General features: G+C 56.7%; 15 protein-coding genes. 12 read left to right on the top strand and 3 right to left on the bottom strand.

The window, feature by feature from the left end; genetic code table 11:
* Positions 1-25 precede the first annotated feature (25 nt).
* Complete coding sequence (locus GGD66_RS27415) at positions 26-1,438, bottom strand: sensor histidine kinase (protein ID WP_183259544.1); 1,413 nt, start codon at positions 1,436-1,438, stop codon at positions 26-28.
* A 103-nt stretch (positions 1,439-1,541) separates the two neighbouring features.
* Positions 1,542-2,642, bottom strand: a complete 1,101-nt coding sequence (dinB, locus tag GGD66_RS27420) for a DNA polymerase IV (protein WP_179732827.1) — start codon at positions 2,640-2,642, stop codon at positions 1,542-1,544.
* Positions 2,643-2,685: 43 nt separating this feature from the next.
* Between dinB and GGD66_RS27425 the strand changes: the two genes are divergently transcribed.
* From GGD66_RS27425 to GGD66_RS27475, 11 genes are all read left to right on the top strand, one after another.
* Positions 2,686-3,129: a TspO/MBR family protein gene (locus GGD66_RS27425; RefSeq protein WP_183259545.1), complete on the top strand. Its 444-nt coding sequence runs from the start codon at positions 2,686-2,688 to the stop codon at positions 3,127-3,129.
* A gap of 94 nt (positions 3,130-3,223) precedes the next feature.
* The gene (locus tag GGD66_RS27430) at positions 3,224-3,433 is read left to right on the top strand and encodes a hypothetical protein (RefSeq protein ID WP_038949391.1); all 210 of its coding nucleotides are present in this window, start codon (positions 3,224-3,226) and stop codon (positions 3,431-3,433) included.
* Positions 3,434-3,921: 488 nt separating this feature from the next.
* Entirely contained in the window at positions 3,922-6,399 is a 2,478-nt protein-coding gene (locus GGD66_RS27435) for a hypothetical protein (RefSeq protein WP_312014189.1), read from the top strand.
* Positions 6,396-6,578, top strand: a complete 183-nt coding sequence (locus GGD66_RS27440) for a hypothetical protein (RefSeq protein ID WP_183259546.1) — start codon at positions 6,396-6,398, stop codon at positions 6,576-6,578. The genes GGD66_RS27435 and GGD66_RS27440 overlap by 4 nt, the downstream gene beginning before the upstream one ends.
* 476 nt (positions 6,579-7,054) lie before the next feature.
* Positions 7,055-7,597: a hypothetical protein gene (locus GGD66_RS27445; protein WP_183259547.1), complete on the top strand. Its 543-nt coding sequence runs from the start codon at positions 7,055-7,057 to the stop codon at positions 7,595-7,597.
* Between the two features lie 121 nt (positions 7,598-7,718).
* Positions 7,719-8,039, top strand: a complete 321-nt coding sequence (locus tag GGD66_RS27450) for a hypothetical protein (protein WP_183259548.1) — start codon at positions 7,719-7,721, stop codon at positions 8,037-8,039.
* The gene (locus GGD66_RS27455) at positions 8,039-9,967 is read left to right on the top strand and encodes an AAA family ATPase (protein WP_183259549.1); all 1,929 of its coding nucleotides are present in this window, start codon (positions 8,039-8,041) and stop codon (positions 9,965-9,967) included. The genes GGD66_RS27450 and GGD66_RS27455 overlap by 1 nt, the downstream gene beginning before the upstream one ends.
* 135 nt (positions 9,968-10,102) lie before the next feature.
* Positions 10,103-10,807: a hypothetical protein gene (locus tag GGD66_RS27460; RefSeq protein WP_183259550.1), complete on the top strand. Its 705-nt coding sequence runs from the start codon at positions 10,103-10,105 to the stop codon at positions 10,805-10,807.
* Positions 10,808-10,923: 116 nt separating this feature from the next.
* The gene (locus GGD66_RS27465; RefSeq protein ID WP_183259551.1) at positions 10,924-11,496 is read left to right on the top strand and encodes a hypothetical protein; all 573 of its coding nucleotides are present in this window, start codon (positions 10,924-10,926) and stop codon (positions 11,494-11,496) included.
* Entirely contained in the window at positions 11,496-12,167 is a 672-nt protein-coding gene (locus tag GGD66_RS27470; protein WP_183259552.1) for an HK97 family phage prohead protease, read from the top strand. The genes GGD66_RS27465 and GGD66_RS27470 overlap by 1 nt, the downstream gene beginning before the upstream one ends.
* Before the next feature lie 216 nt (positions 12,168-12,383).
* The gene (locus tag GGD66_RS27475) at positions 12,384-13,547 is read left to right on the top strand and encodes a DUF2235 domain-containing protein (protein WP_183259553.1); all 1,164 of its coding nucleotides are present in this window, start codon (positions 12,384-12,386) and stop codon (positions 13,545-13,547) included.
* A gap of 274 nt (positions 13,548-13,821) precedes the next feature.
* Here the strand turns inward: GGD66_RS27475 and GGD66_RS27480 are convergent, their stop codons facing one another.
* The gene (locus GGD66_RS27480; protein ID WP_183259554.1) at positions 13,822-15,471 is read right to left on the bottom strand and encodes a restriction endonuclease; all 1,650 of its coding nucleotides are present in this window, start codon (positions 15,469-15,471) and stop codon (positions 13,822-13,824) included.
* 488 nt (positions 15,472-15,959) lie between these two features.
* Here GGD66_RS27480 and GGD66_RS27485 point away from each other — a divergent pair, with 488 nt between their 5' ends.
* Positions 15,960-18,416: an SIR2 family protein gene (locus GGD66_RS27485; protein WP_183259555.1), complete on the top strand. Its 2,457-nt coding sequence runs from the start codon at positions 15,960-15,962 to the stop codon at positions 18,414-18,416.
* Positions 18,417-18,426 lie beyond the last annotated feature (10 nt).

Below are 18,426 nucleotides of genomic sequence, written 5' to 3' on the forward strand. Positions count from 1 at the left end.
TGAGGCGGCTCCAGGAGCCGCAGCATCATGCTTCGATCGGAATCTCGATCGCGATCTGAGTCCCTGGCACCGCCCTGCTCTCAAGTCGCAGGCGCCCGTTCAGCGACGAGGCCACCAAATTGAATGCGATGTGCAGCCCGAGGCCGGCATGTCCGCTCTCACGACCGGTCGTGACGAACGGATCGAAGATCTGCGCCTGTAATTCCTCGGGTATCCCGACGCCGTCGTCGGCGCAGACCAGCCGGACGCGTTTCGCGTCGGGCTGGCTGACGGTGATTGCGAATCTGCCGCCTCTCTTGTCCGGGTACGCATGCCCTGCGGTATTGAGGGCGAGATTGCTGATCACCTGGGCGAGCGCTCCGGGGTAGCTGTTGAGCGTGATGCCCGCCGGGCATTGGACTTCGACCGCCAGAGCATGGTGCGACAGCAGCGGCCCAAGCTTGGACATCAGCTCAGCCAGCCAATCCTTGAGCTCGAACGTGCGCCGGTCTTCATCGGCCTGGTGGACTGCGACCTGCCTGAAGCTGTGCACCATCTCGGATGCGCGATGCAGATTGTCGAAGGTCAGGTCGAGCCCCTGCTTGAGTCTGTCAATTCCCTTGGTCAGATCGGATCGCCGGACCGACGCTCCGCCCAATGCGTCGGCCATTGTCTGCAGATCGGTCTGCATGGTGGTCGAGGTCGTCAGGGCGAGGCCAAGCGGGGTGCTGACCTCGTGAGCGACACCGGCCACCAATCGACCAAGCGAGGCGAGTTTTTCTGCCTGCACCAGATGTTCCTGGGTCGCGCGCAGGTCGCGCAGCGATTTCTCCGAGCGTTCCTTTTCCCGCTGCAGCGCCTCCGACGTTCGGAATTGCTTTCGCGCCCGGTATTCGCGCGCGGCCACGGCGTAGAGCGACAATGCGTAGGCGTTGCCGACGAGGGAATGATTGATGAAGCGCAGGCCGATCGGCATCGCCGGTGCGAACGTCTCGGCGACCAGCAGCGCCAGCCACGACAGCAGGCAGAAAATCGCCAGCGAGCCGATCCGCAATGGCAGCATGGTGGAGACGAACAGGATGATCATCATCATGCCGGGGGCGGCAAAGGTGAAGCCCGACGGAAGGACGAGATAGATGCTCGGCAGGATGCAGCCGGGAATGACGCAGTAGACGAGGAAAATCGTCTCCGCCCATGGCTTCATCAAGCGCCGTGACAGTAACGCGGTCAGCGGGAGCAGCACGAACAGGGCGGTGCCGCCACGGATGGCCAGCGTGGTTGGAACGACTTCGGGATAGAGCACCCAATCCCAGAGGGTGTAGCCGGCATAGGTGGCGGCGCCGAGCAGCATCGCGATCTGCGTCCACCCGAGACTGCCTCGGACGTATTGGTCGACAAACCGGCGCTCCTCGATGCGGTCTTCGAAGCGCAAACCGAGGCGTATCAATAGAGCAAGCATTCCAGCATCAATCGCGAAAAATCGTGTTTTGGTGTCTCTACGACAGGTTTCGAGCCGCGTCGCGGATAAAGATGTCGCGTTCGCCGAGGGCCTGCCGGCCCGTTCAAATGCCCAAGGTCAGCTGCGGCTCCGCCTCGTCCCCGATCTGGAGCGCGGACAGCGAGACACCCAGCAGCCTGACGCGCTTGGGCAGTGGCATCTCGACTTCGAGCAGGCCGCATGCCAGCCGCTCCAGATCGTCCCGGCCCGCGACGGCCGCTGCGACAGACCTGCTGCGTGTGATGATCTCGAAGTCGGCGAACTTGATCTTCAGCGTGACGGTGCGGCCGCGATTGCCGGTCGCCTCGCAATGCCGCCAGACCTTGTCGACGAGAGGTCTTAGCTCGGCGGCGAGCGCGTCATATTCGGCAAGGTCGGTCGAGAACGTGGTCTCCGCGCCGATGGACTTGCGGATCCGGTTGGCCCGGACCGGCCGATCGTCGACGCCGCGTGAGATCCAGTAATAGTACGCACCTGACTTGCCGAAATTCGCATTCATGAACTCCAGCGTCTGGTTGCGAATGTCGAGACCGGTGAACAGGCCGAGCGCGTTCATCTTCGCAGCCGTCGCCGGGCCTATCCCGTGGAACCTGCCGACCGGCAGCGTCTCGACGAAAGCCGGTCCCATCTCCGGCGAGATCACGAACTGGCCGTTGGGCTTGCGATGATCGGAGGCGAGCTTGGCCAGAAACTTGTTGTAGGAGATGCCCGCCGACGCGTTGAGGTCAGTCTCGGCCTTGATCTTCCCGCGGATCTTCAGCGCGATGTCGCGCGCCAGCGGGATGCCTTGCAGGTTCTCTGTCACATCGAGATAGGCTTCGTCGAGCGACAAGGGTTCGATGATGGGCGTGTGCTCGGCAAAGATATCGCGGATCTGCCTGGAGATCGCCTTGTAGACCTCGAAACGCGGCTTGACGAAGATCAGATCGGGACACTGCCGCTTCGCAGTGACCGATGGCATCGCGGAGCGAACGCCGAACTGGCGGGCCTCGTAGCTGGCGGCCGCGACGACGCCGCGTTCCGCGGAGCCTCCGACCGCGACCGGCTTGCCGCGCAGCTCCGGATTATCGCGCTGCTCCACCGACGCATAGAAGGCATCCATGTCGATATGGATGATCTTGCGGACGGGCGAGGCTTCGCCGGTCACCGTGTCGGATTCGCTCATGGAAGGATGATACAATTGCGCGATGAAATGCGCGAGGTGATGGATGCTGCAGCTGTTGTTGTTCGTGGTGGGCGTGGTCGGCACCGGCTGGCTGATCGGCGCAACCAATCTCCCCGGAGACCGGTATGCCGGCCTCGCCAAACCGGCGTTCGTGCCACCGAACTGGGCGTTCCCGGTGGCCTGGACCCTGCTCTACATCATGATCGCCATCGCGGGCTGGCGGACCTTTCGACGTGAACCCGGGGGCAAAGCGATGCTGGCCTGGGCTGCGCAACTGGCGCTCAACTTCGCCTGGTCTCCGGTCATGTTCACGATGCACCAGATCGGCGCTGCGCTCGTCATTCTCATCGGCCTGTTCGTCGCGATCGTGACCTATATCGGTCTCGAGGCATCACGAGACAGGCTGGCCGCCGCATTGTTCGTGCCTTACGCAGCCTGGGTCGCGTTTGCCGGCGTGCTCAATGCGGCCATCTGGCGTTTGAATTGAGGCGTTCAGTCTCGACCAGTTCAAAGAGCAATCTCAGGCTTGTGAGTGGCAAGCATGGTCGCGCGACCTAATATGAGCGCACGGAGGACAGCCAATGCAATACAGCTCCGAGCTCATTCACACGATGCGTCAAGCGCTGGAGACCGTGATGGCGAGCGTACCGGCCCATCAATCGGTGTTCGGCCTGAAAGCGGCTGTGGCCGAATGCATCCTGAATGCCGCCGCACATGGCCAGACGTCATATGACGGGCTGGTCTCGTCCGCCTCCGACCAGCTCCAGGCGATTGTCGCGATGCTGACGTGAGCGTCGGCCTGAAACGGCCGTAGGACTGGCGCGCCACGGCCGATGAAGATGGGCACTATTGCTTCGCCGTAGCGCTATGACGCGGCGGCCGGCGACGCGATCACGCCCGATGACCAGCGACGGACTGCGATCTTGCGCTACGCCTCATAGGCTGTTGTCCTCCCGATTTCGCGGTTGCGGCCATTTCGATCAATCTCGGGAACAGCGCGGTGGGCCAAGAAGAGGCATCGCTATCGTCCCCGCTCGTCAAGAATGTTTAGGGCACGGACCTGTTTCCGAGTTACGGTCGCTTAGTTTGAAAAGCCGCACGGCACAGTCCGTTAACTCGGCACGATTTTCGCCAAGCCTTTAGAGACCGTTAAGTTAAGAAGACATTCTCCTAAAAGTTGTAAGGCGCCCAAACAGGCAACCAGATGTTAGGAAACGCTGTCCAGTGTTGGCCAGAACGGATCCAATTTTTCGCCGATGACCAACTAAGGGTGAATGCCGTGCCGGCAAGTCTCAGGATTCCAGGCCGCTACTATTTTGCAATTTTTGTCTTGGCCTGCGCTACTCTTTCTTTCCAGATCCTGATCACGCGCTTTTTTAGCGTGATGCTATACTACCACTTCGCGTTCGCGGCCATTTCGCTTGCGATGCTCGGACTGACGCGCGGCGCGATGGAGGTCTACAACAACGCCGAGCGTTACGGGCCCGAGGCAGTGGGCCCCGAGTTCGCACGCCACGCCTCGTGGTTCGCAGTCTCGGGTGTTGGCGCGATGGTCGCCTTCCTCTGCGTGCCTCTCGTGATTCCTGCAGTCCTCGCGCAGGGCGCTCTCGCGCTTGCGGCCCTGGCATTCGTGATCCCCTTCAGCGAAAGCGGCATCTGCATCACGCTGCTGCTCACGCGTCTTCCGTATGCCGGTGGCTGGCTCTATGCCGCGGATCTGACCGGGGCCGCGTTCGGATGCCTCGGCATCATCTTCGCTTTGCTCGTCGTCGATCCCGTCAGCGCCACGTTGTGGCTCGGTGCCTTTGCCGCAGGTGCGGGCTGGATGGTGGTCCGCAGCGGCGGCGATGTCGGCAGCCGGCGACTGAGCGGTGTGGTCGCGCTGACGCTGGCGACTACGGCCGCCCTGCACACTGGTCTTCATGTTGCTGGCAAAAGTCACCTTGGAGTGTTCTGGGCCAAGGGGCGGGAGGAGACCGGGACACTGTTCGAGCGCTGGAACACATACTCCCGTGTACGAGTGAGGCCGCTCGGAGAGACAGCTCCGTTTGGCTGGGGCTTTGCCCGCGATCCCAAGGTAAAGATCGACCAGAACTATCTGGATATCGACTCCGACGCGGCTACCGTCATCACCCGGCACGACGGCGATCTCGACAAACTGTCCTATCTGAAAGACGACGTTATCAATGCGGCCTACCTAGTTCAGCCGCCAACAGACGTGGCTGTCATCGGCGTCGGCGGTGGGCGCGACATCCTTTCTGCACTTTTGTTTGGCGCGAAGCGCATCCGCGGAATCGAGATCAACCCCGCCATTTTCGAGGTCCTGACCGACAAATTCGCCGAATTCTCCGGCCATCTTGATCGTCAGCCGGGTGTGAAGCTGGTGAACGCCGAAGCACGCAGCTACATCAATCATTCTTCCGATCGGTATGATCTCGTCCAGATTTCGCTGATCGACACCTGGGCCGCCACGGCCGCCGGCGGGCTGACGCTGACGGAAAATCGCCTCTATACCGTGGAGGCCTGGGGCGACTTCTACCGTGCCTTGAAGCCCGGCGGGCTGCTGTCGATCTCGCGTTGGTACGATCCCACGGATCATAGCGGAGAATTTTACCGGCTTGTGGCGATCGCCGCCGACGCACTACAGCGGCACGGTGTACCCGTGGGCGAACTCGCGCGGCATGTGATCGCCGTCAACGCTGGTCCTGTCGTGACCGTCATCACCCGCCCCGACGCCCTCACGGACGCCGAATGGCAAAGCGCGCGGGTAAGACTTGCTGCACAGGGCTTCAAGATTATCCTGGCACCCGACGTCGCTTTCGACGCCATCACTTCCAAATTGCTCTCCGGCAACGCAAGCCCTGCTTTCTTGGCGTCATTGCCGGAGAATATCACCGCTTCGACCGACGATAGTCCGTTCTTCTTCTTCACGCAGCGCTTTACGAATTTCATCACCAAACCGTCGTCCACCGTCACGAACAACAATGTGGCCACCAGCATGATCTTGCTGGTGCTCGGTGTCGCGCTCGGCGCTTGCGCATATTATATCGTCGTTCCGTTTGTGCGTCTGGCACGACAGATGCCGCTATCGGGACTGACGCCGCCGGTGGTCTATTTCAGCGCGATCGGCCTCGGATTTATGCTGATCGAAGTGTCGCAGATGCAGCGGTTAATGGTCTTTCTCGGACATCCCGTTTACGGATTGAGCGTCGTTCTCTTCACCATTCTCATCTTCAGCGGTATCGGCAGTGCGACGGTTGGTGCGCTAACCCCTCATCGCGGCGTAGTGCTCGGCCGGGTGGCTGCTCTCCTCGTCACGCTCACCGTGGCGGGCTTCCTTACACCGCTGGTGAGCACCTGGGCGCGGTCGGAAGCGACCGACATTCGGATACTGATCTCCGTCTCCTTGTTAGCGCCGCCGGCGTTCTGCATGGGCATGATGTTCCCGCTCGGCTTAAGCATCTGGCGCCGCCACTCGGAAATACTTCCGTTCCTTTGGAGCGCCAACGGCATTACCTCGATGCTAGCCTCGGTGCTGGGCGTGACCCTTTCCATCCTGTTCGGCATCGCCTCGACATATGCGTTGGGCGTCGCCCTCTACGTTGTCTCTGCCGCCCTGCTCGCCCTCAGGCGTAAGGAAAGTCATCCCGTTCTGCCTGTGGTCGAGCTGATCCAGGGACCAGGACTGGTACCTGACGACGTTGCCTCTCCGATCGGTTCGCCCATTCCGTCACCGCAGGCCGCCGCGAGGACGTGAACGAGCTGATCGCGCTCGCGAAGGCGAAGTCCGGCGCGATCAATGTCGGGGCGTCGGGGAACGGTACGACCAATCATCTCGCCGGCGAGGGCGCAGCGCCCGCGAAAACGCCCGCGCGCGTCCTTAACATCACCAGTTTTGGACCGACGTGGCGCACCCGACACGATTCGAACGTGTGACCTTTGCCTTCGGAGGGCAACGCTCTATCCAGCAACACGAAAAATCGCTGCAAAATCAATGGTACTGGAATGGGCGTCGCCATGCAACCGGCTGTACCGCAGCCGGTGCTGTGACAGGAGTGTGACCGCTACTGCCGTCTGATAAAGCGGTCGTATCCTTGTGCTCCATCTGCGAAGCCCGAATCACCGCCTCCCAAATCCACTCCGTGCTAGCGTCGAGGTCGCTCCATTTAGCGGTACAAGTCCGCAGCCGGAAAAAGATTTTCAGCATTAATCCTACGGCGCTGGCTTTCCGGGAAAGATTGACTAGGACATTGACGAGATTGAATTTGGCAATGCCATTTTGGCACTACCGCTGCGTCATTCTGGTCGAAGGTGAAAGCTACTGACGACTTGAGGTGGTAGGAAATTCCGAAGCGCCATTGCGCAGCCTTCGCTCTTCTCGTTACCTTGGGGAAAGGTAAGGCTAAGCGAAGATGCACTTCGATCAACTCAATGTTCTTCATGAATTAAGACGCCTCAGCGCCAAGGGCGATAAAGCGACTGCCCAATCCCTACGCCGACACTTGGGCTCCAACGGCGGCCTTGACCCTCACCTTCGTCCCGTATTGATCGCCCTGCTGGGTTCCGAAGGATGGCGCGGTTTGCGACTGGTTTTGAAGCGGAGGCGCGGCCGTATCTCAACCGAGGCGCACCATGCAGGGAACATTTCAGCCTACGAATTCTATCAAGATTTGCTAACGCGACCGATGACGCGTGAAATCGCTCGACGCTACGCCGCCGCAATCGGCGCGGAGCCAGTCCAGGTCGAGCGATTGCAGAAGGAGACCCGTTATGAACTTAAGATAACGGGCACCGTCTATTTGATCAAAATGGGGACAAAAGAAACTCGCTTGCGAAAAGATCGTCGCATTCCTAAGGGGGTCGCACTGGTACTCACCTCAGAAAAGTTTGGTCGCCCTAAAGAGACGGTGCGCAAATGGCTCCGTCAGATGGATGCTCTGCAAAGCGGTCAATAAACGCCCGTATTTTTTGGTCAATTCGCCGCTTCTTCTCCGAGTAAAAGAAATCATGCCGTTCCATTGACGGCGTGACCGAACGCGCGTCCGGTCTATGCTTTGCGCGCTTACAGAGAACTGAATGACCAAGCAACAATGTGAAAGCTCCCTGCGCTGGAGTCTCAACCAAACCAGCGTTTGGCGCAGCGGCCTCGCCAAGCGCTATTTCGACGACTACCGCAACCAAGATGCAGCGGATAGGTGCCGCCATATCGCTTCGATTGGTGCCCAACTAACCGATGCGCAATGGCGCGATCTGTGTCCCCACTTCGATCCCAACGGTAGGACGTGGTTGGAAGCGCTCACGCGCGCCACGCGGGAAGTTGGCTTCAGGACATGTCCGACCACGTTCAACGACTTTGCTGATTTGCTGATCGGTGTTCTGGAAAGGGAAATGGCCTGATGATGCTTAAACCCTCCTTCGACTGGTCACAGATCGAAGAAGACATTGACCTAAGAATCAAAGCCGCGAGCGGCGTTGAGGGTCATTTCACCCTCTTTGTAACGCACGACGGCGTGTCCGGCGCTTGTCAACACTTCAAGACGACTGACAGGGCTGGCCTTCTTGCCGCGATCAAAACTCATGAAACAACACCAAACCTGAACATCTATCTTGCAACTAGCATTCTCCGGCGCAAGCCGCCGCGCGGCCGTGGCGTAAAGGCTGACATCAAGGCCGTCCCTGCGCTTGTTGTCGATTTCGATGCCGATACGGGCAAGATCGGCACTATGCCGGTCGAGTCGAGCTTCGAAATTGAGACCTCACCAGGCAATAAGCAAGCGTTCGTTCTCATGTCATTACCGATGACGCCAGAACAGGCCGAACCGCTCGCCAAAGCTCTTCAGATTGCAACGGGCGCGGATTCGGGAACCGGCGATATTGCACATGTCTGGCGTATTGCAGGCACTCGCAACTGTCCGAATGCGGCGAAGATCAAGCGTGGGCGCGATCCTGAACCTTGTGCGGTGAAATTCATCAAGCGCTTCGCGGGTAAGACATACAGCTATGATGAACTCCGCGACGCCCTGAAGCCATTCACGGTGGAAAGCACGCATCAGGGCGATGATCGCTTCTCTTCGACCGTTGATGTAGCTCCTTTGGTTTGTCGGCTGTCGGATATTGGGCGGCACCTTCTCAAAGCGGATGGGCAACCTGATCGTTCGGCTCACGCGGCGCGCGTGGTCGAGCACTTTCACTTCGAGCGTTTCTCGTTGGATGAAATCGTATCGTTGTGCCTGCATGAGGCCGGAGACTGGGCGAAGCGGTACCGGTCGCAAAGGGCGCTGATCCGCGACATTGAACGGCTCTGGAACAAGCACGCGGTACCGAAGAATGTTGAACGTCAGCAAGCCGCAGAAGCAGCGCAGGCGTTCTTGAGGCCGCGCGCGGCAAACGACAACGACCTTGTCGATAGCATTGATGCGGAGTCCCTACTCGCTAAGCATTTCGAAGAACTGCGCTATGTCATTCCGGGCTATGTCGTCGAGGGGCTAACGATCATCGCTGGCAAACCCAAGCTGGGGAAGTCGTGGCTGGCTTATGACTTTGCTGTTGCTGTTGCGACCGGCGGCAATGCGATGGGCAACGTCCCCTGTGAACAGGGCGATGTCTTGTACCTCGCTCTTGAAGACAACCAACGCCGCGCGAAGAGCCGTATTCATACCGTCGCTCCGTCAGGACGAGGCAACCTGAGGCGCCTGACAATGAAGTTCAGCGCCCCGCTGGTTGACGGGGGACTATTAGATGATCTGGACCGGTGGCGAACTAGCAGCAAGAATCCGCGACTGATCATCATCGACGTGCTGGCCAAGGTGAAGCCGCCGCAGAAGCGGAACCAAGGCATCTACAGCGCTGACTATGATGCGATCACACCGTTGCAGCGGTATGCCAGCGAGCATCGGCTGGCCATTGTGCTGATCACGCACACGCGTAAGCAGGAGGCCGACGACAATCTTGAGACGGTGAGCGGGACCAACGGCCTTACCGGATCAGCGGACTCGGTGCTGGTACTGACGCGGAATGCCAACGGTTCGGTGCTGTACGGCCGTGGCCGCGACATCGAGGAAATTGAGACGGCGATGCGGTTCGATGCTGGCAAATGGGCGATCTTGGGCAATGCCGATGAGGTACGGAAGTCGAATGAACGCCGCAAGATCATCAGCGTCCTCACAGACGCCCGCGATGAACTGACTCCGGCTTCAATCGCTAAGATCGCTGGCATGAACAGCGTGAACGTCCGGCAACTATTGCGCAGCATGGTTCGAGACGGCGACATCTCGCAACCGCGTAGCGGCTACTATTCAGCCATCTACCGGCGCGAAGCCGCCTAACCACCCCGATCACACCCATCACACGATCATTTCTCTCTTCTCACACCCACTCTGAGTCACAGGGATAGGGGGAGTGATCGTGGTGAGTGATGTGATGAAAGGATACATATATTCAAATGCAAATCGAGAACGGACATGAATTCAGTAATCGCGATCGAACACCACGCTGTTGGGAACACCACATTCGGCCGGTATCCTCTGAAGGAGGAATATCGCGCCCTGCGTTTGGGGAAATATCCTGAAGAGAACGATATCCTTTGGGCCACAGCTAAATGGTTCGAAGGCATCTATTCCGCTGCGAATCGAGACGCTGCGGCAACCCCTAGCCCCTTCTACGCATCTGTGGGCGAACTCGGCGGCTTCAAGAACAAAGAATTGCCGGATGCAATGGGATCGAGCGATCCACTCGGCCAACAAGTCGAGCGGTTTCCTATTCCGCTGCGTGGCGAGGTCCTTCCTTCTCTCATCAAGCCGAATGTCAGGCGGGCGGACTCCCTCTACATGGCAGAAGAGCGCATTTACGCTCGGCAAGTGTGCCAGCACGTCAAGTGGCGCCTCGATTGCTCTTACCGTCACTTGGTCAATGCGGTGGTGTATCAGTGGGAAATGAAAGACATCGGGGCAGACGAGCGCTTCCCAAACGCTGCAACTGGCCGTGCCCTGGTGCGCGCCGCCCTTCGGACAACATCACTAGTGAGAAGTGATCTTGCTCGATGGGATGCAATGAGCGAGCGTGGCGAGCGGCATGCGGTAGGACCGTTGCCTGACAAGCTGGTCTACTCAGCCCAGCACCGCAAGGCGGCGAATGATGATATGCGGCACATCCGCGACGTAGCTTGACCCCTCGGGAGGGGGTATCAGCGAAAATGCTAGACTCAGTTTAGGGCCCAATTGAGTGGCCTCTTTCGGCCGATGGTCTCCGCTCATCGGCCTTTCTTTTTGCAAAAAGGAACAACATGAATATCCCTTCACTCGAAGAAGTTTCGCCCGAATATGCCGCAGGCATCAAGAAAGCCGAAGCGCTCAACGAACGGATCAGGCAATGTCAGTATGATTACCGCCATCTAACGGATCAGAAGATCAACGGCGCGCACAATAACCATGAAGCGCGGGTCCAGGCGATGCTTGACGACAAGCCGCCCGTACCGGTTAGCCATATCGATACGCTTCTTGAAGATGTGCGCGCTGTGCACGACGCTGCAAGCGATGCTCTTCACATCCAGACCGGTTCAAATGCGGCTCTGGGGCGCGAGGCTGGTAGGAAGCTTTGTGAACGGCTCAAGCCGCTGCACGATTCCGCCATGAAGGAGATCAGCAACGGCTTGCTTGCCGTGCACAAAGGTCTGGTTACCCTGCATCGCCTAAGAAATGGGCTGTTGAGCGCCGGGGCAGGCTTCCATGGATTGTTCAACGTCTCGATGCCCGACGACCTTGAGCGTCCATTGGACCGCAGTTCTTCGCTTGGCGACTACTTCCGCGCGGCTCGGGCTAACGGCTTCATCAAGTCAGTGCCTGAGGAACTGCGCTAATGGGTCGTTGGCAACGAGGATATGAGATTGCTGCCAATCCGTTTGGCTTGGAGTATGGTGGGGCGAGCGGCTTCATTACTCACATCGATGGCAAACGCCTAACGCCGACCGTTGAAGCGCAATCTCCCGATGATGGTCGCGTGCTTCAGGGCTACGCGTGCCTCTACAACAAGCCGGTCTGGAATGAAGGCGCGATCAAATCGATTTGTCCAGGAGCGTTTGACGAGTATTTGGCAACGCGACCCAAAGTCGGGTTCTGGCTCGATCATGACGAAAAAAAGGAAGTTGGCGACTCAACGAACGGGCTTGAGCTTCAGTCAGATGATCGCGGATTGGCCTTTCGCTTCCGCTTTCCCGACACCTCGTTAGGCCGTGCGGCGCGGCAACTTGCGCTAGATAGGGAGTACACGGGCATGTCGGTTGGCTTCACGTTCCGCAACGATCATGTCGTGGATATCGAAGGCGAGAAAGTGTCGCTAGTGAAGAACGCTCACCTGAGGGAAATTTCCTTTGTGCGAAGCGGTGCTATCGACGCGGCTTTTGGCGTCTTGGTTCAACCCAGTAATTCTCTGAAGGACGCACTGCCGAGTCTTCCATGGGATGGTGCGGCGCGCGATGTCATGCGCGCTCTTCAGAAGGTTTCCGACGCATTTGAACAGGATCGCCGCTGATTCAGGACAGTGGTGATCTAGCGCTCGCGGGCATCCCGACGTTGAGCGCGGCGACGTGGTGGCGGGCTGTTTAACCCGCCACCGGTCGTACTGTTAGGAGGAAGAGACGTAGGGAGCATCGGGATAAGTACCATCAGATTGACCAAAAACTTCTAGTTGTGCAAATATTGAAGCACTTTCCATGAATGCGGATGTTTTCTTCTCCCGGAGATTTCTATGTCCAAAACAATGATCCTTTTAATGGACGGAACGACGAACGACGCTACCTGCGAGCTATTTTCGAACGTATATGCGATCAATCAACTCATCGCCGATAGCAAGCGGCCTAGAGACGAACCTCCAAGGACGCAGGTTACTTTCTATTTGCCTGGTGTGGGCACCAAGTTCACGGTGAAGCGGGTCGTCAACAGAAAGCGTTGGTTTGGACGCACTGATACTGTCCGTCAGCAAATCTTTGGCGATGACCTCGAACAGTTGATTCTTCGAGCCTATGTAAATCTCTGCGCTAACTTTCATCTGGGTGATGAGATCGCAATCATCGGCTTTTCAAGAGGAGCCGCAGCCGCAAGGATACTGTCTCGTTTCATATCCGATCTTGGAATTCTAACGCCCGACATGCTCATGTTCCTCGATCGCCTTTGGAATGAGTTTGTCGATATCTCAACTGCCGAGAACGAAAGGGAGTACTTCTCGCAGATTGCCGAACTAAAAGCTGAACTACGGCAGCAAGCGCAAAAAGTCGTATTTCAGAAGATTAGCGAATCCGACGACGAGACACCAACGATCAAATTTCTTGGGCTGTTCGATACCGTCATTGGGACCTACGACGAAGACCTATGCAAAAACATCAACTTTCGCGACCAGTTTCCAGCAAAGTCCGTGCAGCATGCTGTCCACCTACTCAGCATGCACGACGTAAGGAAGGAGTTCGAACTCAAGCGGTTCGACATCCCAAACAATCCGCCAGAAACATTTCGTGAAATTTGGATGCCAGGCGTCCACGCGGATGTTGGTGGTGGTTACAGTGACGACTTCATCTCCTCTGTTTCCTTGCTGACAATGGCGGACTTTTTGAAAGAACTTGGCGGTGTGGCGCTCATCAAATCAAATTATGAGGACATTCGGAAAAAGGTGTGCAGGCGGATTGCAGAGCAGAAATTCATAATAAACAAAGAGCCGCGCGTTATTCGAAGAAGCTCACGAATTTCCTTCATCAAGCAGAATGACGAGGTTCACCCGTTGCACGGGTTTCTTATTGGCAAGAATGTGCAGTGGAAGGATTCGTCTGAACAAGTGGCCTACCAAGACACCATTTCGAAGATTCCGTTGCAAGTTGATGCCAGTTTGCAAGGTCGATTTGATAAGTGGATTGTTGACTGATAGCGCGTATAGCGGCTCGAACGGAAAGTTGCCCGTCACCTTGGTTTCAGGGTGGGATTAGGTATCGTTGTCCCAAACGACCCATTTTCCGATCAGTTCGGCGGAGCACTTTTGAGAGGAGGCCCGCTGAATACCCGCCCAACGGCAGCAAAGGCAAAAAGATTCTTCCTCATTTTTCGTTTAACAATCGGTCGGCGAGGACTTCGGCCCGCTCTGCTCAGCCTCGGGTAATGGGAATAGTCGCCTGGCCTGATTTGAGTGCAGCGGCAGTCGCCTATCTCGCTAGGGGGTTGCCGAGCTTTTTTGCTTGCGCCAGATCGATGCGTGCAACGGTGCCGTGCTTTGCCAGCAAATAGAGGAGGTTATTTCCGTCCAGTAGAGTGAGAGGCTTACCTTTTGCAAACCGATGCGCGTCGGGCCCAAAACCCGATGTGGTGACGATTATTCCTTTGGTCGCGCCTTCAGAAAGAACGGTGCCGTACAAATCCCTAACAGCGCTAACATCCACTGTGTTGGTGTAACGCTTCGCTTGAATCACGATCTTGCCGCCTCTTATTGGGTCGGGATCAAACGCGATTGCGTCAACGCCGCCATCGCGGCTTGCTTGCGTAACCTTGACCTCGCCACCGCCTGCCGAGAACTCTTTCTCAAACAGTTGGCGAATCAAATGCTCAAACTCTTCCCATCCAATTGCTGCTATATTTGCGCCAGACTCCATTCCATCCATAACGTCATAGCTATTGACAAAGCGCTTGTCAGATCGGTCGATGTTCATAATCGGCCTCACAGGCGTCAAGGAGCTGATTTGCGGACTCGCGACGCCCTTCAATGAGCGAAAGCAGGTCTTCGCATCGACTTCGCGAAGGTTGATCTTCAGGAGTTCGCTGGCCTCACTATGAAGCGACACAATGCACGCGGTCGTCTGGTTTCCTGTTGCGCGATTGATGTACGTAACCCAACCATTGAACACGATGGCTTGAACGGCTTGCTCAGTATCGCAGGTGAAAAACGCGTGAGGCACCGCAAGAGCTAGCTGGTAGACAAATTCGTCATATATTTTCTGAACGAAGCTGTCCTTATGCTTGACCTCTTCGATTTCATTCTTGGATGCGACGTATCGAAAGCTCTTAATGTTTGGAGTCTTCTCGAACTCTGGCAGGTCGAGATCAATGACCAGTGTCTTTGCGGCCTCATCGAAATGTAGCTGGTATTCGCCCGACAGGAAATCGTCCGGCACCGGCAGTAAATTCCAAACGTTCTCGAATAGCCAGTAAACGCTATCCGCATTGCCATTCTTCAAGCCTGCGACGGAAGCGGCAAGCTCGGCATTCGCCCTTTCCCGATTCTCTTCCCACGCGGCCTTCTTGGCTGACCAATCGGCCATCAAGCGCTGTTGAGTCTGATAAAGGTCGTCGTTGGCTTTCTTTATGCTGGCTGTTTGGTTCGACCACTGCCCGTAGGCTTTGAGGTACAAGCTCTCAGCCTGTTCTATCTTCTTCTTCCGTAGGAACGGAAAAATGTTGTCGAGAATGCCAAGCTGTGGCTCTTCTCGCTTCGGTGCGCTTGGATATTCAAGGTATCTAGGAGCCTGCGGCTGGCGTTCGCTAAAGGGCGCAGTGATCCTCTGTTTGGCCATTTCGAAGACTGGCGAGGCGTTGACGATTGAAGGCAGCACCTCCCCAAGCCCTTGGATTGCTTGCTCGGCCTCCTCAGTCCGGTCTGCCGCCTCTTCCTTCAACGACTCTCGTTCAGCGCGCTTGTCTGCCGCAGACTTACTCCTTTGGGTGCGCGCCACGGATTTTAGGTACTGTGCATCCCAAGCTGACTTCTTTAGGTCAGCCTTCAATTGGGCTTCGGCCGGGGTCCGCCCCCGGACAACCTGATATTTACCCAAAGCTTCATGCCAAACCGTGATCGAGTACATCGAAAAAGGCCCCTCAAACCCTGCAACTTAGCATTGCTGGCCGGGACCTGATAGCCGGACAAAGGTCGCCTTACAATTCGCCAGTCCTCCAAGGTGCTAACCGGGGGAAAGCCCTACCCTGGGGGTATGGAATCCTTGGCGAAAAGGGGCTTCGACCGGCCCATGGGAAATCTTCCACCTCCACAAAATGGTGAAGCGGCCTTTCGCTGGAAGGGATGTGTGGCTCGTCTGCGAATTCAATTAGGGAAGCAGTTCCATAGATGGCGGATCGGTCGATTGGTGAGCGGCCGATGCATTCGGTTCGTATGGCAGCGCACGGATGAGACGGGCCCCTGCAAGCCCGTAGAATCACGGGCGATCTACGTAAGCGTGGGCATGGTGCAGGGATGCGGCGGTGGATACTCGCCGCGCAGCCTAAAAGTCGCATTGCACCTTGAGAAGCCGCAACCGTAGAGTGCGGACTGTAATACTTCACCAATGGGGTTGCTGTGCCGGTCACTGTTGACGATGTTATTAAGAATCTACAGCCCGCTCGCACTATACTTTTGTTCGGGGCGGGTTCGTCGATCCCGTCGAACGCGCCGAGCGTGCACGACTTGCAACGTCACTTCGAACGGACGTTTAGCGTTCCGGCAAACCAGTACAGCTTGGCAGAGCAAACCGGCATCATCGAATACCGAACCAACAATCGGAAGGCGCTGATCCAGGAACTGCGATCGCAATTTCGTGGAGTACAGCCGACCGGCGCTCTGCTGAACCTGCCGTTTCTGAAATGGAAAAGCATCTTCACGACAAACTACGATACGTTGATTGAGGACAGCTATAAGCGCAGGAGCCTTCCCTACACCGCCTATTCCTGCAATTTCGACTTTGGCGCCGAACGCGATCCAGATGCAGTTCAAATTTTTAAGCTGCACGGCACAATCGAAAAGGACGTGATTGACGGGTCTCAATCGAGAATAATCCTGACCGAAGGGGACTATGATCAAACGTCCGATTACCGAGAGCATCTGTGGGATCGACTTCGCGCGGACATGGCGGGCAGTCAGCTCATAATCATCGGCCATTCACTGGCGGACCCGGACATAAAGGCCGTGGTCGATCGAGCGCTCAGTCTGAATCAGAAATCGGGTGGCAGCGGCCGCGTTACTTTGTTTTCATATACTCGCGACGATGGGCGCGCACTACTCTTCGAATCTCGCGGCATGTCTGTTTGCTTCGGCGGTATTGATGATTTCTTTGCGGGCCTTACTAATCTAATTGTACCACCCAGTGCCAGCGCATCGCCGTCGGGCGATCCCCTTGACGATCGTCCGGGTTTGCGCCCGACCACGGTCGATGTTGCTCATCAGCAGTCTACAGCATCGCCAAACGTCAGCGCGATGTTTAACGGCTGGCCCGCGTCTTACGCGGACATTGCTACGGGCTTCACTTTCAGGAGAAACGTCGCCGCCGATATCGAAGCCCAATTTTTGAATGGCGGCGAAAAGTACATCGCTGTCATTTTGGGGCCAGCAGGTGCAGGCAAGACGACAGCAGCGAGGCAGCTAGCTAGCAATCTATTGCGGAATAAAGTTCATTGCTGGGAGCACAAGAGCGAACAGCCATTTCTGTCAGAGTCGTGGCGCCAAGTCGCTCACTTCCTCAAAAGCAACGGCCTGACAGGTTGCTTGCTCATCGATGATGCTCACTTGGACTTGTCCGACATAAACGACCTGACCGACTATCTGGCGTCGGATAAAAATTACAACCTAAAACTTGTTCTTATCTCTTCTGCCAACCAATGGCATCCTCGCGTAAAGCTACCTAGCTTGCATAAGTTCGCGAAGGAATATCATCTGAATCGCGTCCAATCCAATGAGATTGATCGCCTTCTCGATTTGGCCGAACAGGTAAAAGCGATAAGGGATCTAGTCGAGCAAAGTTTTGCCGGCTTCTCGCGACCCGAGCGCAGACGCAGATTGATGGACCGGTGTCAGGCCGACATGTTTGTTTGTCTCAAGAACATTTTCTCGTCCGATAGCTTTGATGACATCATCCTACGAGAATACGCTACGCTCAACCCAACCTTGCAAGATGTCTATAAAAATGTTGCGGCGATGGAATGGGCCGGGGTGCATGTGCATCGCCAACTTGTTATTCGGCTTCTTGGCATAGGCGCAATGTACGTCTCAAACGTTGTCGCCGACCTGCGCGACATTATTCACGAAGAGACCGTGGACGAGCGTCAAGGGATTTATGCTTGGAAGGGAAGGCACTTGGTAATCATGGGCATTGTTGCCCAGCAAAAGTATTATTCGGAAAATAGCCGCTTTGAACTCTTCAAGCGTGTTGTCGGGTCAATATCTCCAACTTACGACATCGAGATACGAACGATTCGCGAGCTGTGCAATGTCGAAACAGGTCTTGCAACGCTCACGGACAAGAAAGAGCAAAACATCATCCTACGGATGATGATCTCCACTGCACCCAGAGAGCGCGTTCCCCGACACCGACTGATAAGAAATCTAATCACTCTCGGGGAGTATGACCAGGCAGATACTGAAATCCGACTTTTTGAGAAAGACTTTAGGAGCGTCGATGGCCCCACCACGCGGTATAGGATCGATCTTGCGGTTGCGCGGGCGGTTCGATCGCCGGGGTTGATGCATGAAGATCGCGTTGTACTCTTGGAAAAGGCCAGCGAAGCCGCTGCTGCGGCGGCAGAGCGCTTTGAATTGAACAAGGCTGTCCTAACCGCTTATTGTGAAGTGGGCTTGGCTGTGAAGCGGCTTGACGATCGCGATGACGTTTTCCTTGCTGCAATAGCACTGCTGAAAAAGGCGGAAGATGAAACCGGCGACGCGGACATAAGCCGTCGCGTCGCGCGGTTAGAGGCTCGCATGCGAAATTTGGGCGACAGCGACTCGGATGCAGGGCCGACTGAGATTGAATTCGAAGATTGACCCAGGAACC

This window comes from Bradyrhizobium sp. CIR48, assembly GCF_014198315.1.
GTDB lineage: Bacteria > Pseudomonadota > Alphaproteobacteria > Rhizobiales > Xanthobacteraceae > Bradyrhizobium.